Origin of the sequence: Streptomyces sp. NPDC008092 (genome assembly GCF_042957285.1) — a bacterium.
Taxonomy (GTDB): Bacteria; Actinomycetota; Actinomycetes; order Streptomycetales; family Streptomycetaceae; genus Streptomyces.
Window position 1 is genome coordinate 643,653 of the sequence record NZ_JBIBHY010000001.1, and the last position, 22,253, is coordinate 665,905.

The window sequence follows — 22,253 nt, forward strand, 5'->3', positions numbered from 1 at the left end:
GGGCTGTGGGGGAGAGCGCCGATGGCTTCACGGACCCCTCCGACGGGGTGCTGACGGAGGCGGCCGCGGTGTTCGGGCTGCTCGCCTCGCCGGCCCGGTTGCACATCATGTGGGCGCTGTCCCAGGGCGAGAGCGACGTGACGCGCCTCGCCGACCGCGTCGGCGGCGCCCTGCCGGCGGTCAGCCAGCACCTGGCCAAGCTCAGGCTGGCCGGTCTGGTGCGGTCCCGGCGGGAGGGCCGGCGGCAGGTCTACTACGTGGACGACCCGGATATCGTGACCGTGGTGCGGGTGACCGTCGGACAGCTGACCGCGCGCTCCCACCAGGCCCCGGTGCCCGTGCGGCGGCTGTACGAGGCCGGTGTCTGACCGCTCGGATGCGGGTCGGTGTGCGGGGGCGGACGGCAGGTGTGTCCGGCAGGTTTCATGAGATGCCTCACCTGTGAATTCGGGTGGGGCTTGTGCTGTCGGGGCTGTGGGTTTGTTAGATTGCGCAATCACGCAACCCAAATGGGCTCACCCCGCGGCTGCCCGCAGCCCGCCACGGACGCCCGACCTGCCCGACCGTACCCGCAGACGGACCCGACCGTTCATGGGAGTGGAAGATGACCGACCCGTGGGACGGCCCGGGAGGCCAGGCCACACGCAGCCGCACCGACCGGGTGCCCGGACAGCGTGGAGCCCTGCCCGACGGGACGCGGCCGACCGGCGGCCGGGCCGCCGCCCGGCAGGCGGCCAAGACCCGCGGCGGCAGGGGCTCCCGGCGGGCCAGGACGGCGGGCCGCGGCAAGCGGGTCATGAAGATCCTGGGTCTGTGCACGGCCGTCCTGGTCCTGGTCACGGCCGGCGCCGGCTGGTGGTTCTACCAGCACCTCAACGGCAACATCAACAGCGTCTCCCTCGACGGCAAGGGCGGCACCGAGAAGGCCGACGCGTTCGGCCGGACCCCGATCAACATCCTGGTGATCGGCTCGGACGGCCGGACCAGCTCGGCCGACTGCAAGCTCGGCGGCGGCTGCAAGGAGACCGGCGTCCAGACCGGCAACGGCAACGCGGACGTGGAGATGGTCGTCCACATATCCGCCGACCGCTCCAACGCCACGGTCATGAGCATCCCCCGCGACACCATGGTCGACGTGCCCGCCTGCAAGGACAGCACGAGCGGCGAGTCCACCTCCGGCTACTACGGCCAGGTCAACAGCGCCCTCCAGTACGGCGCGGCCTGCCAGGTCGCCACCGTCCACCAGCTCACCGGCGTCCCCATCGACCACTTCGTCAAACTGGACTTCTCCGGTGTGGTCAAGATGTCCGACGCGGTCGGCGGAGTCTCCGTCTGCGTCAACAAGAACGTGTACGACACCTACTCGCACCTGAAGCTCTCCAAGGGCACCCACACCCTCAAGGGCGAGGCCGCCCTGGAGTTCGTCCGCTCCCGGCACGGCTTCGGCGACGGCAGCGACCTCGGCCGTACCGTCTCCCAGCACATCTTCCTCAGCGCGATGATCCGCAAGTTCAAGAGCGCGGGCACCCTCACCGACCCCACCGCGGTCTACAGCCTCGCCGACGCCGCCACCAAGGCGCTGACCGTCGACGACGACCTCGACAGCGTCAAGAAGCTGATCTCGCTCGCGGCCGACGTGAACAAGGTCCCCACCAAGCGGATGACCTTCACCACCATGCAGACGGCGCCCGACCCGAACAACAGCAACCGGGTGGTGGTCGGCGAGGGCGCCAAGGACCTGTTCGCCACCATGGCCAACGACCAGTCGCTGACCACGAGTTCGGGCAAGAAGTCGTCGGCGGCGTCGGCGGCCGCGAGCGCGAAGCCGACGCCCGCCGCGACCGTCCCGGCCGCCCAGATCGCCGTGACCGTCGAGAACGGCACCGACATCACGGGCCGGGCCTCCGCCATCGCGAACTCCCTGATCTCCCAGGGCTTCAGCACCGGCACCAGCACGGCCAACGCCCCGAACTCCGCGACCGCGACGACCCTGACCTACGGCAGCGGCGACAAGGCCGAGGCGCAGACCGTCGCCAAGGCCCTGGACATCCCCAGCTCGCACATCAAGTCGGGCAGCGGCACCGGCGTCACCCTGGTGATCGGCAGCGACTGGAGCAGCGGCACCTCCTACCCGGCCAGCTCCGGCGACACCAAGGCGGCCGTCTCCAACGCCAACGCGTCGACCGCCGACGACTCCAAGACCTGCGCCAAGGTCAGCACGTTCAAGACGGTCAGCCTCAACGGGATCCCCATGACACCGTCCCAGGCGTACGCGGCGGCGACCAGCAAGCCCGACTCGGACAAGTAGGCAAGTAGGGACGAGGGAGAGGCGGGCCCCCGGGAGGGGGTTCGCCTCGTCACGGCCGTGAAAGCATGTAACCGCCAGACACCTGGCCCGGCCGTGCGCACAGCGAGGTGACAGATGCAGTTCACCACCCGTCCCACCCTCCAGGGCACCTTCGGCATGGTCTCGTCCACGCACTGGCTGGCCTCCCAGTCGGCGATGGCGGTCCTGGAGAACGGCGGCAACGCGTACGACGCGGCCGTCGCCGGCGCCTTCGTCCTGCACGTGGTCGAACCGCACCTCAACGGGCCGGCCGGCGAGGTGCCGATCCTGCTCGCACCGGCCGGCGGCGAGGTGCGGGTGCTGTGCGGCCAGGGCGTGGCCCCGGCCGGCGCAGATGTCGCCCACTACCGCGGGCTCGGCCTGGACCTCGTGCCCGGCACCGGCCCGCTGGCCGCGGCCGTCCCCGGCGCCTTCGACGCCTGGCTGCTCCTGCTGCGCGACCACGGCACCAAGCCGCTCGACGAGATCCTGAAGTACGCCATCGGGTACGCCGAGCACGGCCACCCGGCCGTGGAGAACCTCGGCGCCACGGTGGAGAGCGTCCGGAAGCTGTTCGAGACCGAGTGGACGTCGTCGGCGGAGCTCTACCTGCCCGGCGGCCGGGCCCCCCGCCCCGGCGAGCTGTTCCGCAACCCCGCCCTCGCCGCCACCTGGGAGCGGCTGCTCGCCGAGACCGCGGGCGCCGGGGACCGGGAGGCCCGCATCGACGCGGCCCGCGAGGTGTGGCGCACCGGCTTCATCGCCGAGGCGCTGGTCCGCCAGGCCGCCCGCCCCACCATGGACACCAGCGGCACCCGGCACACCGGCACCCTCACCGCCGCCGACCTGGCCGGCTGGTCCGCGAGCTACGAGAGCCCGGCGTCGTACGACTGGAACGGCTGGACCGTCTGCAAGGCGGGCCCCTGGAGCCAGGGCCCGGCCCTCCTCCAGCAGCTCGCCCTGCTGCCGTCCGACCTGCCCGCGTACGGCTCCGCCGACTACGTCCACCTCCTCGTCGAGGGCTGCAAGCTCGCCATGGCCGACCGCGAGGCCTGGTACGGCGATGCGGCCGAGGTACCGCTGGCCGAGCTGCTCTCGGACGCGTACAACACCGGGCGGCGGGAGCTGATCGGCGCCAAGGCCTCCGACGAGCTGCGGCCGGGCAGCCCCGGCGGACGCGAGCCGCGGCTGCCCGGGTACGCGCGCGTGGAGGCCGCCGGAAGCACCGCCTTCGACCCGCTGGGCGCCGGTGAGCCGACCGTCGCCCAGGTCGCCGCGGACGGCACCACCCGGGGCGACACCTGCCACCTGGACGTCGTCGACCGCTGGGGCAACATGGTCGCGGCCACGCCGAGCGGCGGCTGGCTCCAGTCCAACCCCGTCGTCCCCGAGCTCGGCTTCCCGCTCGGCACCCGGCTCCAGATGGCCTGGCTGGAGGAGGGCCTGCCCAACTCCCTCACCCCCGGGCGGCGCCCCCGCACCACCCTCACCCCCTCGATCGCCCTGCGCGACGGCGTCCCGGTGCTGGCCTTCGGCACGCCCGGCGGCGACCAGCAGGACCAGTGGCAGCTGCACTTCTTCCTCGCCGTCGCACTGCGCGGCGAGGTCCGCGGCGGCCTCGACCTCCAGGGCGCGATCGACGCCCCGAACTGGCACAACGACAGCTTCCCCAGCTCGTTCTACCCGCGCGGGCGCCGCCCCGGGAGCGTGACCGTCGAGTCCCGTACGGACCCGGAGGTGGTGGCGGAGCTGCGGCGGCGCGGCCACGACGTGACGGTCGGGCCGGGCTGGTCCGAGGGACGGCTGAGCGCGGTGGCCCGGGACCCCGGGACGGGGGTGCTGTCGGCCGCCGCCAACCCGCGCGGCATGCAGGGCTACGCGGTGGGACGCTGACGCCGGCCCGCTGACCTGGTACGTCCGTCGGCGGCCCGGAGGCGGCCGGCACCGCCTGTTCCTCCGTATTCCACGTGCCGTACATCCGACGCGTGGGGATTGTTGTCAGTGGCGCGTGCTCTCATGGAGGCATGATCGAAGCAACGGAGACCATCGACGAGTTTCTCCTCCAGCACGCCGGTGACGTCGAGGACGCCGTCCGCAAGGCCGCACGGACCGAGATCCTGCCCCGCTGGCGCCGGCTCGCCGACCACGAGGTCGACCAGAAGAGCGGCCCGCACGACCTGGTGACCGACGCCGACCGGCTCGCCGAGCGGTACCTCACCGGGGCGCTCGCCGCCCTGCTGCCCGGCTCCGTCGTGGTCGGCGAGGAAGCGGTGCACGCCGACCCGGAGACGTACTACGCGCTCCAGGGCGACAAGCCGGTGTGGATCGTCGACCCGGTCGACGGCACCCGCCAGTTCGTCCGCGGCGAGGACGGCTTCTGCACGCTGGTGGCGCTCGCCCACCGGGGCGTCCTGCTCGCCTCCTGGACCTACGCCCCGGCCCGCGAGCAACTCGCCACCGCGGTACGGGGGAAGGGCGCCTTCCTCGACGGCGAGCGGCTGCTCGCCGGTGCGCCGGAGGCGGGCCGCGACCTGCGGATAGCCACCTCCCACCCGGACTACACGACCGACGCGCAGAAGCGCGCGCTGCACGCCCTGTGGACCGACGGCGTCGCCCCGCGCGCCTGCGGCTCCGCGGGCCTGGAGTATCTCGCCGTCGCCCGGGGCGAGTTGGACGCCACCGCGTTCAGCTGGGAGGCTGCGTGGGACCACGCGGCCGGGCTGCTGCTGGTCGAGGAGGCGGGCGGCGCCCACCTCACGATCGCCGGCGAGCCGTTCCGGATCACGGGGGACAACGCCCTGCCGTTCACCGCGGCCCGCGACGCCGCCACCGCCCAGCGGATCGTGGACCTGCTGCTGAACCCGCACTGGTAACCCGAGCGAGGGGAGTGTCAGTCCCCCGGCATATCCTGAACCCGAGTGGCCATCGGCTGACGAAGGGGTCCGAAGGTGCCGTCGATGCTCGATGCGGTCGTGGTGGGGGCGGGGCCGAACGGCCTGACGGCCGCCGTGGAGCTGGCCCGGCGCGGTTTCTCCGTGGCGCTCTTCGAGGCGAAGGACACCGTGGGCGGCGGCGCCCGCACCGAGGAGCTCACCCTCCCCGGCTTCCGGCACGACCCGTGTTCGGCGGCCCACCCGCTCGGCATCAACTCGCCGGCGTTCCGCGCCCTGCCGCTGGAGCGGTACGGCCTGGAGTGGCTGCACGCGGACCTGCCGATGGCGCACCCCTTCCCCGACGGCCGCGCGGCCGTCCTGGCCCGCTCGGTCGCCGAGACGGCGGCCTCCTTCGGACCGCGCGACGCCGGCACCTACCGTAGGCTGGTCGAGCCGTTCCTGCCCAAGTGGGACACCCTGGCGCGGGACTTCATGTCGCTGCCGCTGACCGCGCTGCCGCGTGACCCGGTCACCCTCGCCCGGTTCGGCCTGGCCGGGCTGCCGCCCGCCACCCTGCTGCTGCGCCGCTTCCGCGACGAGCGGGCCCGCACCCTCTTCGCCGGGCTCGTCGCCCACGTCATGGCCCCGCTCAGCGGCTTCGCCACCGGCGCCGTCGGACTGGTCTTCGCGCTCGCCGCGCACGCCCGCGGCTGGCCGGTGGCCCGCGGCGGCTCCCAGGCCATCTCCGACGCCCTCGCCGCGTACCTGACGGACCTCGGCGGCGCGATCCACACCGACTACGAGGTCAAGCGCCTCGACGACCTGCCGCCCGCCCGGTCGTACATCTTCGACACCTCGCCCACCGCCCTCGCCCGCATCGCCGGTTTCGGCACCTACTACCAGGGCTACCGCTACGGCCCGGGCGTCTTCAAGATCGACTACGCGCTGGACGGGCCGGTCCCCTGGACGGCGCCCGAGGCCCGCCGCGCCGGGACCGTGCAGATCGCCGCGGACAGCGCCGAGATCGGTACCGCCCTGCGCGCCGCCGCCCGCGAGGGCCGCGCCCCCGACCGGCCGTTCATGATCACCGTGCAGCCGAGTGTCGTGGACCCGGGCCGCGCCCCCGAGGGCAAGCAGGTCTTCTGGGCGTACGCCCACGTGCCGAGCGGCTGGAGCGGCGACCTCACCGAGGTGATGGAGCGTCAACTGGAGCGCTTCGCCCCGGGGTTCCGCGACCGCGTGCTGGCCCGCGCCACCGCCGGACCCGCCGAACTCGCCGCCCGCAACGCCAACTACGTCGGCGGCGACATCGGCACCGGCGCGGTCTCCGGCCTGCAGATCATGCTGCGCCCCAAGCTCTCCCTGTTCCCGTACGGCACCCCGCACCCCGCCGTCTTCATCTGCTCGTCGGCCACTCCACCGGGCCCGGGCGTGCACGGCATGTCGGGGCACAACGCGGCGAAGGCCGTGTGGAGGAGGCTGCGACAGTCATGACCCGTATCACCCTCGTCCAGGGCGACATCACCCGGCAGAGCGTCGACGCCATCGTCAACGCCGCCAACTCCTCCCTGCTGGGCGGCGGAGGCGTCGACGGCGCCATCCACCGCCGCGGCGGCCCCGCCATCCTCGCGGAGTGCCGGCAGCTGCGCGCCTCCCACTACGGCAAGGGCCTGCCCACCGGACAGGCCGTCGCCACCACGGCCGGCGACCTCGACGCCCGGTGGGTCATCCACACCGTCGGCCCCGTCCACTCCCAGAGCCTGGACCGCTCCGAGCTGCTGGCCTCCTGCTACCGCGAGTCCCTCAGGCGCGCCGACGAACTCGGCGCCCGCACGGTCGCGTTCCCCGCCGTCTCCACCGGGATCTACGGCTGGCCGATGGACGACGGCGCCCGGATCGCCGTCGAGACCGTCCGGGACGCGGACACCGCCGTCGAGGAGGTGCGGTTCGTGCTCTTCGACGAGCGGGCCTACGAGGCGTTCGCCCGGCAGCTGCCCTGACGGCACCGCACGGCACGGGGTGCCGTCGCACCGCCCGCCCCGCACCCTGGACGGCAGGGAAAGGAGCAGGCGATGCCGACCAGCGGGCGGAGGCCGCACGACGGGTGGAGGCCGCACGACGGGTGGAGGCCGCACAGCGGGTCCGGAACCGGGGCGTCCGAGGGCGGCGTGTCGGAGGGCGGCGTGTCGGAGGGCGGCGTGTCGGAGGGCGGCGTGTCCGAGGGCGGCGTGTCCGAGGGCGGCGTGTCCGGGGACGGCGTGGCCAAGGGCGGCCGGTCCGGGGACGGCGTGGCCAAGGGCGGCCGGTCCGGGGACGGCGTGGCCAAGGGCGGCCGGTCCGGGGCCGGCGGGTCCGGGGCCGGCGTGCCCGGGACCGGTGGGTCCCGGTGGCGCGAGCGGACCGCGCGGCTGGTCACCGCGGCGAAGGCCGCGCACCGGCGGGCGGAGACCCGCTTTCCGGTGGTCACCCACCTCGCCGAGCGCATGGTGTCCGTGAACATCTTCGACACCGCCACCCGCCTGGCCGCCCAGTGCTTCCTGACCGCCGTTCCGCTGCTCTTCGTCCTCGCCGCCTACGCCCCACCGGCCGTCCGCGACCAGCTGCTCCACTCCCTGCGCTCGGTCTTCGGACTGTCCGGCCCGGTCGACACCGGGATCCAGCAGCTGATGCAGCCGCCGAACGAGGACCTGCGGCAGACCACCGGCGTGATCGGCGGCCTCATGGCGCTGATCTCGGCCACCGCCGTCAGCCGGGCCGTGCAGCGGCTGTGCAAACGCGCCTGGGGGATCCCCCGGGGCGGCCCCCGGATCGCCCCCTGGCGCTGGGTGGCCTGGCTCGTCCTGTGGATCGGCGCCCTGCTCCTGGAAGGCACCCTGCACAACGGGTTCGGCCTGGGCGTCTGGCTGGGCGTCCCGGTCACCCTCGTCTGCCAGACCGGCCTGTGGTGGTGGACGCAGCACCTGCTCCTCGGCGGCCGGGTCAGCTGGCGGCCCCTGCTGCCCGGTGCCCTGATCACCGCGGCCGCCCTCACCGCCCTGAGCGCGACCGCCCAGCTGTACCTGCCGCGCGCCCTCGACCGCACCGTCGCCGAGTACGGCCCCGTCGGCTCGGTGTTCGTGCTGCTGTCCTGGCTGATCGTGGTCTGCCTGACCGCCACCGTCAGCGTCAGCACCGGCGCGGTCCTCGCCCAGGAGCCGTTCCTCGCCGCCCGCCTCGGCAGCCCGCCGCCCCGCCGGGACCCGGACCCGCAGCCGCCCTGATGCCCGGGCCGCGGGCCGTGCGCCCTGCACGGCGGCGGCAACACTGGGATCCTGATCGTGCGGAGCGCCGACCACGGCCGACCGGACACGGGAGGTGATCTCTGTGGCCGCGAGGGACGACAGCGCACGGGGACCGGCCCTCGGGTACGCCGACCCCCTGGGGGAGCCGTTTCTGCGCACCCGGTTCGCCGTGCCCGCCAGACCCGCCACCTTCGTCCGCAGACCCAGGCTGACCGCGCACCTGGACCAGGCCCTCGACACCCCGCTGACCATGGTCAACGGCGCGGCCGGAGCCGGCAAGACCCTCCTCGTCGCCGACTGGGCGGCCCGGCTCGGACGCCCGGTCGCCTGGCTCACCAACGAGGCGGGCGACCAGGGACCCGGCATGTTCTGGGCCCATGTGCTGCACGCCCTGCACACCGCCGGAACACCGCCGCCCGCCGGGCTCGGCGGCTCTCCCGCGGGCCTCCGCATGGTGGACCACCGGCTGCTGGCCCGCCTCGCCGACGAACTGAGCGGGCGCGACCGGCCCGCGATCCTCGTCCTCGACGAGTTCGACCGGCTGGCCGACCCGGAGACCGCCGAGCAACTGGAGTTCGTCCTGCACCACGCCGGACGGGGACTGCGGCTGGTCCTCGTCACCCGCACCGAGCCGCTGCTGCCCCTGCACCGCTACCGGGCGGCGGCGGCCATGACCGAGATCCGGAACCAGGAGCTGGCCTTCACCCCCGAGGAGGCGGCCGACCTGCTGGCCCGGCACGGTCTGCGGCTGCCCGCCGACGCCACCCGCGCCCTGGTGGCCCGCACCCGGGGCTGGGCGGCCGGGCTGCGGCTGAGCGCGCTGGCCGCCCAGCAGAGCGCGGATCCGGAGACGTACCTCAAGGAGTTCGAGGCCGGCCACAGCACCATCGCCGACTTCCTCCTCGCCGAGGTGGTCGGACGGCAGCCGCCCGAGACGCAGGACCTGCTGCTGCGGGTCAGCGTCCTGGACCGGTTCGGGCCCGACCTGGCGGAGGCGCTGACCGGCCGACCCGACCCCGGTCCGCTGCTGGCCGCGCTGTGCCGGCAGAACGCCTTCGTCGAGGACCTCGGACACTCCTGGTACCGGCTGCATCCGCTGTTCGGGGAGATCCTCCGGGTCCATCTGCGGGCCCGCTCCCCGGGGCTCGAACCCGAACTGCACCGGCGTGCCGCGTGGTGGCTGCGGGCCCACGGCGCCGTACCCGAGGCGCTGGCCCACGGCGCGGCGGCGGGCGACTGGGAGTGCGCCGCCGGCACCCTCGTCGACGACCTGGCGATCGGCCGGCTCCTCACCGGCCTGCGCGCCGACGACGTCACCGGACTGTTCGCCACGATGGGGCCGGAGGCACGCGGCGCGGCCGTGGACCTGGTGCGCGCGGCCCGGGAGCTGGCCGGGCACGACCTCGACCACGGCCTCACCCACCTGGGCCGCGCCGCGGAGAGCCTCGCCACCGGTGCGGCCGCCACCGGTGCGGCCGCCATCACCGGTACGGCCGTCGCGGCCCGGCTGAGCTGCGTGCTGCTGGAATCCCTCGCGGCCCGGCTGACCGGCGCGCCGGCCAGGGCCGAGCAGGCGATGACCGACGCCGCCCGGCTGCGCCGCGAGGTGCCCGCTGCTCTCCTCGCCAAGCATCCCGAGCTCACCGCCCTCCTCCTCACCCACCTGGGCTCGGCCCGGGTCTGGGCCGGGCACTTCGACGAGGCGCGCGCCGCCCTGACCGAGGTGGCCGAGCCGCCCGGTGCCGCCCTGACCGAACTGCCCCGGGAGGACTGCCTCGGCCACCTGGCGCTGATCGACTACTTCGACGGCCGGCTCGACCTCGCGGAACACCGGGCCCTGGCCGCGACCGATGCGACCCGGCACTGCGGCGGACGCCCGTTCCCGGGCGCCGGGCTCGGCCAGCTGGTGCTGGCCGCCGTGGCCGTGGACCGCGACGAACTGGACCGGGCCGGTGCCCTGCTGGAGGAGGCCGCCGAGTCCGGTCCGGGCCCCGGCGCGCCCGACCCGGTGACCGAGGCCTGCCGCGCCCTCGCGACGAGCCGGCTGGAGCTGGCGCTCGGCGACCCGGCCGCCGCCGCACACGCCGCCGACCCTGCCGTACAGGCCGAGGCGGGCTCGCCCTGGGCCCGGGCGAACACCGCCCTGGCCGCCGCGGCCGCCCTGCTCGCCGAGGGCCGCACCGGCACCGCCGCCCGGGTGCTGGACGGGATCGACGGCCCGGTCGGGCCCGTGTGCGCCGCGGAGCTCGCGTGGGCGCGGCTCGCCGCCGGCCGCCGCGAGGAAGCCGTTCGGGCGGCCGACCGGCTGTGCGCGGACGGCCGGACCGGCCCCGGCGCCACGGTCCGGGCCACCCTGGTGCGGGCCCGCGCGGCGGCCGGGGCCGGGGACCCCGGCACCGCCCGCAAGCTGCTCGCCCGGGCCCTCCTGGAGGCACGCCGGGACCGGCTGCGCCGCCCGTTCCTCGACGCCGGACCGGAGATCCGCCGCCTCCTGGACAGCCCGCCGCTGCACGGCCTGGCCGCGGGCTGGCTCTACGGCGACGGCCCGGGCGCCGACTCCCCGCCGCTGCTCGTCGAGGAGCTGAGCGGACGTGAGCGGGAGGTGCTCGGCCGGCTGGCGCAGATGATGTCCACGCAGGAGATCGCCGCCGATCTGTTCGTCTCCGTGAACACGGTGAAGACGCATCTCAAGAGCATCTACCGGAAACTCGGCGTGGGCCGGCGCGGCGACGCGGTGCGCCGGGCCCGCGAGCGCGGACTGCTGTGACCGCCGCCGGGCCGCGCTCCCTGCCGTCACCCGCCCCGGCCCGGTTCACCTGTGCCGGGTGAGGCCGGCCGGCGGCCGCGGGGGCAGGATCGCGGGACGGACAGACCGCAGCAGACCCGCGGCGGGAGACGGCTCATGCGCTACGAGATCCGTGTCGAAGGGACCATGTCGGAGACGCTGACCCGGGCCTTCCCGGAGATGGAACACGTGACGATGTCCGGCGAGACGGTCCTGTTCGGTCCCGTCGTCGACGAGGCACATCTGTACGGCCTGCTGAACCGCTGCCTGTCTCTGGGGCTGCGGGTCGTCGAGATGCGGCGCCTGCCGGAGTGACGCGGCCGCGGCCACCGGAGCGGCGCACGATCACCCGCACCGGGTGAGGAACCCCGGCCCCGCCGCGCGCACGCTGGGACGGCAGGGCCCGGCCGACCGGCCGGCGCCGTGGACGGAGGACGTACATGAGCGCGCAGACCTACCTCGCATACGACTATCCGCTGCTGAGCGCCTTCTGGACGATGTTGTGGCTCTTCCTGTGGATCATGTGGCTCGTCCTGCTGTTCCGGGTCATCGTCGACATCTTCCGCGACGACACGATGGGCGGCTGGGCCAAGGCCGGCTGGCTGGCCCTGTGCATCGTCGTCCCCTTCCTGGGCGTCCTCGTCTACGTGATCGCCCGCGGCAAGGGCATGGGACAGCGCGAGATCGCCCAGGCCCGCGACCAGCAGAAGGCGTTCGAGTCGTACATCCGGCAGACCGCCAAGGGCGGCCCCGACCGGACCAGCAGCGTCGACGAACTGGCCAGGCTCTCCGAGATGAAGTCCCGGGGTGACATCTCGGACGAGGAGTTCCGCAAGGCCAAGGCCCTGGTGCTGAGCGACTACGGGACGGCCGAGCGCTCCGGCTCCGGTTCGGTGCCCACCGCCCACGGGCGCTGAGCACCCCCTCCGAGAACGAATCGAGGCAGCCGTATGACTGCGACACATCCCGCGCACCACCCGCATCAGCACACCGCCAAGATGGCGTGGGCCGGAGGGCTGACCGCCTTCGCGGGCGTCATGCTCCTGATCGCCGGACTGCTCGCCGTCTTCCGGGGCATCATGGCGATCGCCCAGGACGACGTCTTCGTCACGACCCCCAACTACGTGTTCAAGTTCGACCTCACCAGCTGGGGCTGGATCCACCTGGTCCTGGGCGTGATCGCCGTGGTCGTCGGCATCGGCCTGTTCCAGCCGGCCGCGTGGGCGCGTGGCGCCGGGGTGGCCATCGCCGCGCTGGTGATCATCGCCAACTTCCTGTCCCTGCCGTACTACCCGGTCTGGTCCGTCGTGATGATCGCGCTGTCCGGATTCATCATCTGGGCGCTCTGCGTGGCGCGCGGCGACGCATCGGCGGACGCCGCGGACACGGCGGACACGCGCATGGGCTGACGGGCCGCTCGGCCGTTCCGCGTTCGGCGTGCGGGACTCCGCTCACACCGGGTCCCGCACGACGGTCCGCGCGGCCACCGGTACCGGCCCGGCGCGGTGCGGTGCGCGCGGTCTGCCGCGCCCGGACGCGGGTGGCGGCCGCGCCGTTCGGCGTGACGCGCCCGGAACCGCTCAACGGCCCGCCGCGGCGGTCCTCGGGTGCGCTCGTCCGGCCGGGGCGGTGCCGGGCGGGACGAGATGGGCCTCCGCCGCGCGGCGGAACGCCGGGAACAGCGGGTGCCGGTCCCCGGCCCGGGTGGCGAGGACCACCTGGAGGGGGACCGCGTCCTCGATCGGGACGACGACGATGTCCGGCCGCAGGTTGCCACGGAACCCGGCCGGCGCCAGGGACACCACCTCACCGCTCGCCACCAGCTCCAGCTTGTCCTCCAGTGTGTCCACCAGGGCGCCCAGGTTGGTGTGCCCGGGGGGATTGGCGCCGATCCGGTCGGCGCCGCTGAAACGGGGGAGCGGTTCGTCGGCGAAGTCGGCGAGGGTGACCGACTCCCGGCCGGCCAGCCGGTGGCCGAGCGGCACCAGGAGGACCCGCGGCTCGTCGTAGAGGACGGTGATGTCCAGGCCGTCGGCGGAGAACAGGAACCGGGTCACGACCACGTCGACCCGGTGGTCGAGGAGCGCGTCGCGCGGCTCGTTCCAGTCCACGTGCAGGGTGCGGACCTCGGCCTCCGGGTGCCGGTGGCGCAGCTCGCGGACGGCCGGGGTGACGATCTGGTGGGTCGTGTAGCCGACGGTGAACGGACCGTGCGCGGCGGCCGAGCGGGCGCTGGCGGCGGCCCGGGCGGCGGTCCGCAGCAGCTCCCTGGCCTGGGGCAGAAAGGTCTCGCCGGCCTCGGTGAGCCGGGTGCCGCGCGGGGTGCGGTCGAGCAGCCGGACGCCCAGCTCCCGCTCCAGCCGCCGGATCTGACGGCTCAGCGACGGCTGCGCGAGATGCAGGGCGTCGGCCGCGCGGCCGAAGTGCAACTCCTCGGCGACCACGGTGAAGTAGCGCACCAGGCGCAGTTCCAGGTCCACCGGCGGCAGGAAGGAATCGGGCACCCCTCGACTGTACTCCCGCCGCCTCCGCTGCCGAGGCCGTGAGCTGCGGTCATGACCGGACGGACATCACCGGGTGCGGAACAGGTCTTGGACCCGGCCCAGGGTCCGGGCGCACGCTGAGGTCATCCCAGCAGTTGCACTCTCCGTGAGGTGATTTGTCATGCGTGTGTTCGTCACCGGCGCCACCGGGTTCATCGGCAGTGCGGTGGTCCGCGAACTGCTCGGCGCCGGCCACCAGGTGCTCGGCCTCGCCCGCTCGGACGCGGCCGAGGCGGCCCTGAAGGAGGTGGGAGCGGAGGCGTACCGCGGCGACCTGAACGACACCGACGGGCTGCGGGCTGCGGTGGGCGCGGTGGACGGGGTGATCCACACCGGGTACAACCACGACTTCTCCGACATGCCCGGCGCGCTCCGCACCGAACTCGACGTGCTGAACGCCTTCGGCGACGCGCTCGCCGGGTCCGGCCGGCCCCTGGTCGTCACCTCCGTGACCGGCCTCCTGACCCCGGGGCGCCTCGGCACCGAGGAGGACACGCCCGACCCCGCGGGCCCCGGCGCCCACCGGGCCAGGGCGGAGCTCTCCGCCCTGGCCCTGGCCGACCGCGGGGTGCGGGTGTCGGCGATCCGGCTGCCCCAGGTGCACGGAGCGGGCGACCACGCCTTCGTCCCGTTCCTGATCGGCGTCGCCCGCGACAAGGGCGTCGCCGCCTACCCGGGCGACGGCACCAACCGCTGGTCGTCCGTGCACCGCCTCGACGCCGCCACCCTGTACCGCAAGGCCCTGGAGTCGGCCCCGGCCGGGGCCGTGCTGCACGCGGTCGCCGACGAGGGCGTCCCGGTCCGCGGCATCACCGAGATCATCGGCCGCCGGCTCGGTGTGCCGGTCGTGTCCCTCGCACAGGAGGAGGCGTCCGGCCACTTCGGCTGGATGGCGGCCTTCGTCGGCAACGACAACCCGGTGTCCGGCGCCGCCACCCGTGAGCGCTACGACTGGCGGCCCGCCCGGCCGGGCCTGCTGGCCGACCTCGACCAGGACCACTACTTCGGCTGACGGCTGCACAGCAGGGCCCCGGTGCCCTGAAGGTCAGGGCACCTTCGTGTCGGATTCCCGCCAGCATCGGCCCCACCCGGTGGCCGATGCTGGACCCATGCAGAACGGGATGCACCTCGACCGAGAGCACTGCGTACGGGCCGTGCAGTCGAAGGACGCGCGGTTCGACGGCTGGTTCTTCACCGCCGTCCTGACCACCCGCATCTACTGCCGGCCCAGCTGCCCGGTGGTACCGCCCAAGCCCGGGAACATGACGTTCTACCCGAGCGCCGCCGCCTGCCAGCAGGCCGGCTTCCGGGCCTGCAAGCGCTGCCGGCCCGACACCAGCCCCGGTTCCCCGGAGTGGAACCAGCGCGCCGACCTGGTCGCCCGCGCCATGCGGCTGATCGCCGACGGGGTCGTGGACCGCGAGGGCGTACCGGGCCTCGCCGCCCGCCTCGGCTACAGCCCCCGGCAGGTCGAACGCCAGCTGCTCGCCGAACTCGGCGCCGGCCCGCTGGCCCTCGCCCGGGCGCAGCGCGCCCAGACCGCACGCCTGCTGATCGAGACGACCCCGCTCCCGATGGCGGAGATCGCCTTCGCGGCCGGCTTCTCCTCGATCCGCACCTTCAACGACACCGTCCGCGAGGTCTTCGCGCTCTCCCCGAGCGAGCTGCGCAACCGCCGTCCCAAGTCGGCGAACCAGGCCCCGGGCGCCCTCGCCCTCCGCCTGCCCTTCCGCGCCCCCCTCAACCCCGACAACCTCTTCGGCCACCTTGCGGCCACCGCCGTACCCGGCGTGGAGGAGTGGCGGGACGGCGCCTACCGGCGGACCCTGCGGCTGCCGTACGGCCACGGCATCGCCGCCCTCACCCCGAAGCCCGACCACATCGCCTGCCGGCTCACCCTCAGTGACCTGCGGGACCTGCCCGTCGCCATCAGCCGCTGCCGGCGGATGCTCGACCTGGACGCCGACCCGGTCGCCGTCGACGACCAGCTGCGCACGGATCCCTTCCTCGCGCCCCTGGTCGACAAGGCGCCGGGGCGACGGGTGCCGCGCACGGTCGACGAGGCGGAGTTCGCCGTCCGGGCCGTGCTCGGCCAGCAGGTCTCCACGGCCGCCGCCCGCACCCACGCGGCCCGCCCGGTGACCGCGCACGGCACCCCCGTCGACGACCCCGAGGGCGGCCTCACCCACCTCTTCCCGTCTCCCGAGGCACTCGCGGCGGTGGATCCCGAGGCCCTGGCGATGCCCCGCACCCGCCGCACCACCTTCACCACCCTCGTCGGTCAACTGGCCGACGGCACCCTGCACCTGGGCGTCGAGAGCGACTGGGCCGAGGCGCGCGCCCGGCTCCTCGCCCTCCCCGGCTTCGGGCCCTGGACCGTCGACGTCATCGCCATGCGCGCCCTCGGCGACCCGGACGCCTTCCTCCCCACCGACCTCGGAATCCGGCGCGCCGCCGAGGAGTTGGGCCTGCCAGGCACCCCGGCCGCCCTCACCGCACGCGCGGCGGCCTGGCGCCCCTGGCGCGCGTACGCCGTCCAGTACCTGTGGGCGACCGACAGTCACCCGATCAACTTCCTGCCCGTATAAGGACGTTCAAGGACATCATCGTGAAGAACCACACCGTGACCGACAGCCCCTACGGCCCCCTCACCCTGGTGGCGGAGGACGGCACCCTCTGCGGCATCTACATGGCGGACCAGCGCCACCGCCCGCCCGAGGAGGCCTTCGGCCCCCGCGACGACGACCTCTTCACCGAGACCGAGGAACAGCTGACCGCCTACTTCGCGGGCGAGTTGAAGGAGTTCACCGTCGAACTGCGCCTGAACGGAACCCCGTTCCAGCGCAGCGTCTGGGAGCAGCTGTGCCTGATCCCGTACGGCGAGACCCGCTCGTACGGCGAACTCGCCGAGGCCCTCGGCAACCCCCAGGCCTCCCGCGCGGTCGGCCTCGCCAACGGGAAGAACCCGGTCAGCATCATCGTCCCCTGCCACCGGGTGATCGGCGCCAACGGCAGCCTCACCGGCTACGGCGGCGGCCTGCCCCGCAAGCAGCGCCTGCTGGACTTCGAGCGGGGAGCGGGCCTCTTCTGACCGGCTTCTAACCGGCCCCCAGCGCGGCGAGCAGCTTCGGCAGGGCCGTGCCGATCGGGTCCCGGACGACCTCGTCGGCCCGGTCGTCGTACGGTGTCGGCTCCGCGTTGACGACGACCAGCCGGGCGCCGTGGTCCGCGGCGACACCCGCGAGGCCGGCGGCCGGCTGGACCTGGAGGCTGCTGCCGACGGCGACGAACACCGTGCACGCCTTGCTGATGGCGAGCGCCTCGCCGAGGACGACCGGGTCGAGCCGCTCCCCGAACATCACGGTCGCCGCCTTCAGGATCCCGCCGCACTCCAGGCACGGCGGATCGGCCTCGCCGGCCGCGACCCGGGCCAGGGCGTCCGCCATCGGCCCCCGCACCTGGCACTTCGTGCACACGACACTGCGCGCGCTGCCGTGCAGTTCGAGCACCTTGCGGGCGGGCATCCCGGCGAGCTGGTGCAGCCCGTCCACGTTCTGCGTGATCACCCGCACCGGCGTCCCCGACCGCTCCAGCTCGGCGACGGCCCGGTGCGCCGCGTTCGGCTCCGCCTCCAGCGTCCGGTTCTCCCGCCGCATCTGCCAGGACCGGCGCCGGACCTCCGGGTCGTCCATGTAGTACTCGTACGTCACGAGCCTCTCGGCCCCGGGATCCTTCCGCCACAGCCCGTTCGGGCCGCGGTAGTCGGGGATCCCGGAATCGGTGGAGATGCCTGCACCGCTCAGGACGGCCACGAGAGGCTTGTTCATGGGCCGAGGGTAGGACGCCCGCTCGGACGGAGGCGAACGGATATCAGGGCCCGGCCGACGCCTCGCGGTGCTGCTGTCGGTCCAGGTTGCCGGCGGTGTCGTCGGACGGACCGGTGCAAGAGATCACGACGCTGTGTTCGGACAGTGCCGGCCACAGGCCGCTGCTGCACCCGGCCGTGTGCCCGTCCGGTGACCCGGGTGCAGCCGGGGCGGTCGGGTCAGCCGACCCGTTGGCCGTTCTCCAGCTCTGCCGTGCCCGTGCCCTCCGTGAGGACGTCCAGGGCGGCCAGGACGCGGCGGCCCAGGGAGCCCGGGAGGTATGCGGGGAGTTCCTCCCGGGGGACCAGCCGCCAGGACAGCAGTTCCTCCTCCTGGAGCCGGATCGCCCTGAGGTCGGCGGCGGAGACGACCCCGCCGTCGTACAGGTAGGCGACGATCGGCGGGCGGTCCGCGCCGTGCACCCAGTCCACCGCCAGCAGCCGGCCCATCTCGCGGTCCAGGCCGATCTCCTCCAGGGTCTCGCGGCGGGCGCCCTGGCGCGGGGTCTCCCCGTCGTCGGACTCGACGGTCCCGCCCGGCAGCGCCCAGCCCTCCCGGTAGTTGGGCTCGACGAGCAGGACCCGTCCCTCGGTGTCCCGGAAGAGCGCGGCGGCCCCGGCGAGGATCCGGGGCAGGCTCGCGATGTACGCGGCGTAGGCGTCAGTCGTGGTCACTCGGGAAGCGTAGCCAGTGCGGACTCCTCCCCGGTCCGGGCGAGGCGTACGGTGCGGGCGGCCAGGTCGCTGATGCGGGCCCCGTCGAAGCCGAAGACGGCACTGCGGACCGTGTCCTCAAGGGGGGCCTTCCAGCGGTCCGGGACGGCCGCCGCGCCGGTCAGCACCCCGGCCACCGAGCCCGCCGTCGCCCCGTTGGAGTCGGTGTCCAGGCCGCCGCGCACGGTGAGGGCGACGGTCCGGGTGAAGTCGCCTTCGCCGTACAGCAGCCCGGCGGTGAGCACGGCCGCGTTGGGGACGGTGTGGATCCAGCCGAGGCCCGCGGTCTCGGCGGCGACGGTGGTGAGGGTGTCCTCCCAGCCCATCCGGGTCTCGTACAGGGAGACGACCCGGCGCACGGTCCGGGCCAGGCGGCAGCCCGCCGGTACGACGGTGAGCGCGGTGCCGACCGCCTGCCGCGCCGTCGGCGCGGTGAACGCCGCCGAGACCAGCGCGGCCGCCCACATCGCGCCGTACACCCCGTTCCCGGAGTGGGAGAGCACCGCGTCGCGGCGGGCGAGGGCGGCGGCCCGCCGCGGGTCGCCGGGGCAGGTCCAGCCGAAGACGTCGGCGCGGATCAGGGCGCCGATCCACTCCTGGCAGGGATTGTCGTAGGTGGCGGTGAGGGGCGGCTTCAGCCCGTTGACGAGGTTGCGGTAGGCGGCCCGTTCCGCCGTGAAGGTCTGGAGGTACGGCAGCCGTTGCAGCCACAGCTCGCCGACCTGCTCGGTGCTGAAGCCGAAGCCGTGGGTCTCCAGCAGATGCAGGCCGAGGATCGCGTAGTCGACGTCGTCGTCGCGGCAGCTGCCGTGGATCCGGCCGCGCACGCACTGCCGCCACTCCGGGCGCAGCGCGAGCGCGTCGCTCTCGTCGGCGGGCTCGGGGAGGTAGTCGGTGAGCGGCAGGGCGGCGGCCCGCCGCAGGTAGCCGTCGATGCGCTCCCGGGTCCACAGGTCGCCCCGCTCCACCGGTTTGCCGAGCATGTTGCCCGCGATCCTGCCGAGCCAGCCGCCGAGCACGCGGTCGGCGAAATCGGGCGCCGGACTGCTCATGGCTGAGGTCTACCCGTTTTCGCAGGCGGTTCCCAGCCGCTTCCCAGGCTTCGGGCGGGGCATGACGGCGAGGGCGTCCTCCGGTTAAGGTCACAGCGGCGCGACTGGCCTTGACGTGCGAGAGGCCCGGAGAGCAAGGGGATACAGGTGACACAGCGCGTGCTCATCGCCGCGGACAAGTTCAAGGGCTCGCTGACGGCCGTGCAGGTCGCCGAGCGGGTCACGGCGGGGCTCAGGCGGGTCGTGCCCGGCGTCGACGTCGAGGCGCTGCCCGTCGCGGACGGCGGGGACGGCACGGTGGCCGCGGCGGTCGCGGCCGGATTCGAACGCCACGAGCGGGAGGTCGCCGGACCGCTGGGGCAGGAGGTCACCGCCGCGTTCGCGCTGCGCGACGGCACCGCGGTCGTGGAGATGGCCGAGGCGAGCGGTCTGCAGCGGCTGCCCCGCGGTGTCTTCGCGCCCCTGACGGCCTCCACGTACGGCTCCGGGGAGCTGCTGCGGGCCGCGCTGGACGCGGGTGCCCGCACGATCGTCTTCGGGGTCGGGGGCAGCGCCACGACCGACGGCGGGGCCGGGATGCTGTCGGCGCTGGGCGCCCGCTTCCTCGACGCGGACGGCGAACCGGTGCCGCCGGGCGGCGGCGGCCTCGCCGACGTGGCCCGCGCGGACCTGTCGGGCCTCGACCCGCGGCTGTCCGCCGTCGACCTGGTCCTCGCCAGCGACGTCGACAACCCGCTCACCGGACCGAAGGGCGCGCCCGCCGTCTACGGCCCGCAGAAGGGGGCCTCGCCGGACGACGTGGAACTCCTGGACGCCGCGCTCGGCAACCTCGCGAAGGTCCTGGAGACCGAGGTCGGTCCGCGCGCCGCCGAGTACGCGGTGGCACCGGGTGCGGGAGCCGCCGGGGGCATCGGGTACGGCGCGCTGCTGCTCGGCGCGCGCTTCCGGCCCGGCATCGAGGTCATGCTCGACGTGCTGGGCTTCGCGCCCGCCCTGGCGCGGGCCTCGCTGGTGATCACGGGGGAGGGCTCGCTGGACGAGCAGACCCTGCACGGGAAGGCGCCGGCCGGGGTGGCGGCCGCGGCGCGCGCCGCCGACAAGGAGGTCGTCGCGGTCTGCGGCCGCCTCGCCCTGCCGCCGGAGGCGCTCGGGCGGGCCGGGATCCGCCGCGCCTACCCGCTCACCGAGGTCGAACCGGACGTGGTGAAGTGCATCGCGGACGCCGGGCCGATCCTGGAGCGGGTGGCGGAGCAGATCGCGCGGGACTTCCTGACCTGAGTTCACCTGGGATCAACTCAGGTCAGGCGGCGCGGGGCCGGAGCGGCGGGGCCGCGGCGGCAGGGCAGGTGCGGCGGGGTCGGGTGGTGGTCGGGTGGTGGGCTAGGGCAGCGGAGTCAGGAGCCCGTCGTCGTCGCGGTAGAAGCTGCCGCTCGTTTGGTCCTCCACCCGGTGCTTGTCCAGCCACTGCATGGACATGTGGTGGACGACCTTGGCGGGACGCTCCCAGACCACGGAGTGTCCCGCGTCCGCCAGCTCGAACATCAGCTTCTTCGGTCCCGGGATCGCGTTGTACAGCGCCGGGACGGAGAACGTCAGGATCGCCGGCATCGGCGGGGTCGGCGGGGTGTTGGCCGTCCGGTCCGTCTCACCGTAGACGATCATCACGGGCACGCGGTCACCGAGGATGTACCGGCCCGCGGTGTCCTTGAGCGGAACGGTGTGGTTGTTCCAGCCCCACCAGTAGGTGTTCCGGTACCGGAGGACGCCCTCGGGCGTGCCGCCCGATTGGATCGGTCCCCAGGTGCTGCCCAGGGGGTCGTTGATCATCATCGCGTCCCACACGATGTCTCCCATGCCGGCTTCCCGCTGCAGCGGGCTGGCCTGCTCCTTGTCCCAGCCGATCTTGAAACCGTTCTTGCTGGCGACGTGCATCGGGAAGCCGAACGCGAGGGCGGGCGTGGACATGGGCAGGGTCGCGGCTTCCGCCGGACGTCCGAACGGGTTCGCGGCGGAGCCGGACCAGCGGCCGTCGGGCGGGAACATCGGGGCGAGCAGGAAGAGGCTCTTGATGTTCTCGGGGTGCTTGAGCGTGTACGGGCCCATGACAAAGGCGCCGGCGGACCACCCGACGAAGTCGATCGGGTCGGTCGTGCCGGTCAGGGTCTTGATGAACTTGACCACCGTGTCGAGTTCCGCCTCCTCGCTCTCGGAGTTGCCGAGCTGGAACGGGTACGGGGGCGGGGGCGCGCACTTGGCGGGAAGCGGGTTGGGCACGAGGACCGACTCCTGCTGCGCCGGATTGGCGTTGCAGGGCTTGTCCATGGGCAGCGGCTTCGGCGTCCGCCCGTTGCCCTGGATGTCCATCATGAAGACGTCGAAGCCGTGCTGCGCCAGCTGCTGTGCCCAGCTGTACCGGATCTCGGAGCCGCCGCCACCGGGCATCACGAGGTCGAAGCCCGTGACCGCGGGCACGCTCCGACCGTGGAGCATCAGCACGGGCGGCGGCTGGGGCCCACTGCTCTTCCGGTACTCGCGTACGAACAGCTGCACTGTTTGACCGGCGTTCGCCGGGATCGTCGAGACGTGCGGGACGGAGTGGTCCTTGACGGTGAGCGGTGTCTCGCCCTGCGCAACTCGGCTCCGGTCAGGGGTGGTTGACCGGTCAATGGCCAACGCCGTATGCCCTTGAACGCGAAACGGGCGTGGGGCCCGCCGCGCAGGCGCGGGGCCCCCCCCCCCGGGGGGCAGGGGACCGCCAGGCACGTGGGCGGCCCCCCCCCCCCCCCCGGTGTTGCGGGCGTTTTTGAGCACGCG

The 22,253-nt window shown here is 74.0% G+C and carries 20 protein-coding genes; 15 read left to right on the forward strand and 5 right to left on the reverse strand.

Annotated elements, in window-relative coordinates; genetic code table 11:
• Positions 1-5 precede the first annotated feature (5 nt).
• The 11 genes from ACFZB3_RS02605 (at position 6) to ACFZB3_RS02655 (ending at position 12,674) form a co-directional block, all read left to right on the forward strand.
• Complete coding sequence (locus ACFZB3_RS02605; RefSeq protein WP_391368472.1) at positions 6-368, forward strand: metalloregulator ArsR/SmtB family transcription factor; 363 nt, start codon at positions 6-8, stop codon at positions 366-368.
• 236 nt (positions 369-604) lie between these two features.
• A complete protein-coding gene (locus tag ACFZB3_RS02610; RefSeq protein ID WP_391368475.1) occupies positions 605-2,308 on the forward strand; it encodes an LCP family protein in 1,704 nt (567 codons plus the stop codon).
• 114 nt (positions 2,309-2,422) lie between these two features.
• A complete protein-coding gene (locus ACFZB3_RS02615; RefSeq protein ID WP_391368478.1) occupies positions 2,423-4,219 on the forward strand; it encodes a gamma-glutamyltransferase in 1,797 nt (598 codons plus the stop codon).
• Between the two features lie 131 nt (positions 4,220-4,350).
• Positions 4,351-5,199 (forward strand): inositol monophosphatase family protein, encoded by an 849-nt coding sequence (locus ACFZB3_RS02620; RefSeq protein ID WP_391368480.1) that lies wholly within the window; start codon positions 4,351-4,353, stop codon positions 5,197-5,199.
• 84 nt (positions 5,200-5,283) lie between these two features.
• On the forward strand, positions 5,284-6,693 hold the full coding sequence (locus ACFZB3_RS02625) for an FAD-dependent oxidoreductase (RefSeq protein WP_391368483.1): 1,410 nt from the start codon (positions 5,284-5,286) through the stop codon (positions 6,691-6,693).
• Complete coding sequence (locus ACFZB3_RS02630; protein ID WP_391368486.1) at positions 6,690-7,199, forward strand: O-acetyl-ADP-ribose deacetylase; 510 nt, start codon at positions 6,690-6,692, stop codon at positions 7,197-7,199. Before ACFZB3_RS02625 ends, ACFZB3_RS02630 begins: the two co-directional genes overlap by 4 nt.
• A 183-nt stretch (positions 7,200-7,382) precedes the next feature.
• Positions 7,383-8,459 (forward strand): YhjD/YihY/BrkB family envelope integrity protein, encoded by a 1,077-nt coding sequence (locus tag ACFZB3_RS02635; RefSeq protein ID WP_391368488.1) that lies wholly within the window; start codon positions 7,383-7,385, stop codon positions 8,457-8,459.
• Between the two features lie 94 nt (positions 8,460-8,553).
• The gene (locus tag ACFZB3_RS02640) at positions 8,554-11,247 is read left to right on the forward strand and encodes a LuxR C-terminal-related transcriptional regulator (protein ID WP_391368490.1); all 2,694 of its coding nucleotides are present in this window, start codon (positions 8,554-8,556) and stop codon (positions 11,245-11,247) included.
• A gap of 135 nt (positions 11,248-11,382) precedes the next feature.
• Complete coding sequence (locus ACFZB3_RS02645; protein WP_089107713.1) at positions 11,383-11,580, forward strand: hypothetical protein; 198 nt, start codon at positions 11,383-11,385, stop codon at positions 11,578-11,580.
• Between the two features lie 125 nt (positions 11,581-11,705).
• Positions 11,706-12,182, forward strand: coding sequence for an SHOCT domain-containing protein (locus ACFZB3_RS02650; RefSeq protein ID WP_391368493.1), 477 nt, complete (start codon positions 11,706-11,708; stop codon positions 12,180-12,182).
• A gap of 33 nt (positions 12,183-12,215) precedes the next feature.
• Positions 12,216-12,674, forward strand: coding sequence for a hypothetical protein (locus ACFZB3_RS02655; protein ID WP_391368496.1), 459 nt, complete (start codon positions 12,216-12,218; stop codon positions 12,672-12,674).
• 171 nt (positions 12,675-12,845) lie between these two features.
• Here the strand turns inward: ACFZB3_RS02655 and ACFZB3_RS02660 are convergent, their stop codons facing one another.
• Positions 12,846-13,769 carry a LysR substrate-binding domain-containing protein gene (locus tag ACFZB3_RS02660; protein ID WP_391368499.1) on the reverse strand — a complete coding sequence of 308 codons (924 nt, stop codon included), beginning with the start codon at positions 13,767-13,769 and terminating at the stop codon, positions 12,846-12,848.
• A gap of 160 nt (positions 13,770-13,929) precedes the next feature.
• Here ACFZB3_RS02660 and ACFZB3_RS02665 point away from each other — a divergent pair, with 160 nt between their 5' ends.
• The 3 genes from ACFZB3_RS02665 to ACFZB3_RS02675 all read left to right on the forward strand — a co-directional run bounded on the left by ACFZB3_RS02665 (position 13,930) and on the right by ACFZB3_RS02675 (position 16,899).
• Entirely contained in the window at positions 13,930-14,820 is an 891-nt protein-coding gene (locus ACFZB3_RS02665) for an NAD-dependent epimerase/dehydratase family protein (RefSeq protein ID WP_391368502.1), read from the forward strand.
• A gap of 109 nt (positions 14,821-14,929) precedes the next feature.
• The gene (locus ACFZB3_RS02670) at positions 14,930-16,396 is read left to right on the forward strand and encodes an AlkA N-terminal domain-containing protein (protein ID WP_391369712.1); all 1,467 of its coding nucleotides are present in this window, start codon (positions 14,930-14,932) and stop codon (positions 16,394-16,396) included.
• Positions 16,397-16,416: 20 nt separating this feature from the next.
• A complete protein-coding gene (locus ACFZB3_RS02675) occupies positions 16,417-16,899 on the forward strand; it encodes a methylated-DNA--[protein]-cysteine S-methyltransferase (RefSeq protein WP_391368505.1) in 483 nt (160 codons plus the stop codon).
• A 7-nt stretch (positions 16,900-16,906) separates the two neighbouring features.
• On the opposite strand, the gene ACFZB3_RS02680 is transcribed toward ACFZB3_RS02675, so the two are convergent.
• The 3 genes from ACFZB3_RS02680 to ACFZB3_RS02690 all read right to left on the reverse strand — a co-directional run bounded on the left by ACFZB3_RS02680 (position 16,907) and on the right by ACFZB3_RS02690 (position 19,439).
• Positions 16,907-17,635, reverse strand: a complete 729-nt coding sequence (locus tag ACFZB3_RS02680; RefSeq protein ID WP_391368508.1) for a Sir2 family NAD-dependent protein deacetylase — start codon at positions 17,633-17,635, stop codon at positions 16,907-16,909.
• 218 nt (positions 17,636-17,853) lie between these two features.
• Positions 17,854-18,348, reverse strand: a complete 495-nt coding sequence (locus ACFZB3_RS02685) for an NUDIX domain-containing protein (protein WP_391368511.1) — start codon at positions 18,346-18,348, stop codon at positions 17,854-17,856.
• Complete coding sequence (locus ACFZB3_RS02690; protein ID WP_391368514.1) at positions 18,345-19,439, reverse strand: ADP-ribosylglycohydrolase family protein; 1,095 nt, start codon at positions 19,437-19,439, stop codon at positions 18,345-18,347. The genes ACFZB3_RS02685 and ACFZB3_RS02690 overlap by 4 nt, the downstream gene beginning before the upstream one ends.
• Before the next feature lie 159 nt (positions 19,440-19,598).
• Here ACFZB3_RS02690 and ACFZB3_RS02695 point away from each other — a divergent pair, with 159 nt between their 5' ends.
• Positions 19,599-20,717, forward strand: a complete 1,119-nt coding sequence (locus tag ACFZB3_RS02695) for a glycerate kinase (RefSeq protein WP_391369715.1) — start codon at positions 19,599-19,601, stop codon at positions 20,715-20,717.
• Positions 20,718-20,819: 102 nt separating this feature from the next.
• Here the strand turns inward: ACFZB3_RS02695 and ACFZB3_RS02700 are convergent, their stop codons facing one another.
• Complete coding sequence (locus ACFZB3_RS02700) at positions 20,820-21,911, reverse strand: alpha/beta fold hydrolase (RefSeq protein WP_391368518.1); 1,092 nt, start codon at positions 21,909-21,911, stop codon at positions 20,820-20,822.
• Positions 21,912-22,253 lie beyond the last annotated feature (342 nt).

Excerpts from the sequence above, each read along its gene's own strand:
- ACFZB3_RS02650 (WP_391368493.1), top strand. The coding sequence starts at position 11,706 with ATGAGCGCGCAGACCTACCTCGCATACGACTATCCGCTGCTGAGCGCC.
- ACFZB3_RS02610 (WP_391368475.1), top strand. The coding sequence starts at position 605 with ATGACCGACCCGTGGGACGGCCCGGGAGGCCAGGCCACACGCAGCCGC.
- ACFZB3_RS02625 (WP_391368483.1), top strand. The coding sequence starts at position 5,284 with ATGCTCGATGCGGTCGTGGTGGGGGCGGGGCCGAACGGCCTGACGGCC.
- ACFZB3_RS02670 (WP_391369712.1), top strand. The coding sequence starts at position 14,930 with ATGCACCTCGACCGAGAGCACTGCGTACGGGCCGTGCAGTCGAAGGAC.
- ACFZB3_RS02665 (WP_391368502.1), top strand. The coding sequence starts at position 13,930 with ATGCGTGTGTTCGTCACCGGCGCCACCGGGTTCATCGGCAGTGCGGTG.
- ACFZB3_RS02620 (WP_391368480.1), top strand. The coding sequence starts at position 4,351 with ATGATCGAAGCAACGGAGACCATCGACGAGTTTCTCCTCCAGCACGCC.
- ACFZB3_RS02690 (WP_391368514.1), bottom strand. The coding sequence starts at position 19,439 with ATGAGCAGTCCGGCGCCCGATTTCGCCGACCGCGTGCTCGGCGGCTGG.
- ACFZB3_RS02655 (WP_391368496.1), top strand. The coding sequence starts at position 12,216 with ATGACTGCGACACATCCCGCGCACCACCCGCATCAGCACACCGCCAAG.
- ACFZB3_RS02615 (WP_391368478.1), top strand. The coding sequence starts at position 2,423 with ATGCAGTTCACCACCCGTCCCACCCTCCAGGGCACCTTCGGCATGGTC.
- ACFZB3_RS02680 (WP_391368508.1), bottom strand. The coding sequence starts at position 17,635 with ATGAACAAGCCTCTCGTGGCCGTCCTGAGCGGTGCAGGCATCTCCACC.
- ACFZB3_RS02630 (WP_391368486.1), top strand. The coding sequence starts at position 6,690 with ATGACCCGTATCACCCTCGTCCAGGGCGACATCACCCGGCAGAGCGTC.
- ACFZB3_RS02645 (WP_089107713.1), top strand. The coding sequence starts at position 11,383 with ATGCGCTACGAGATCCGTGTCGAAGGGACCATGTCGGAGACGCTGACC.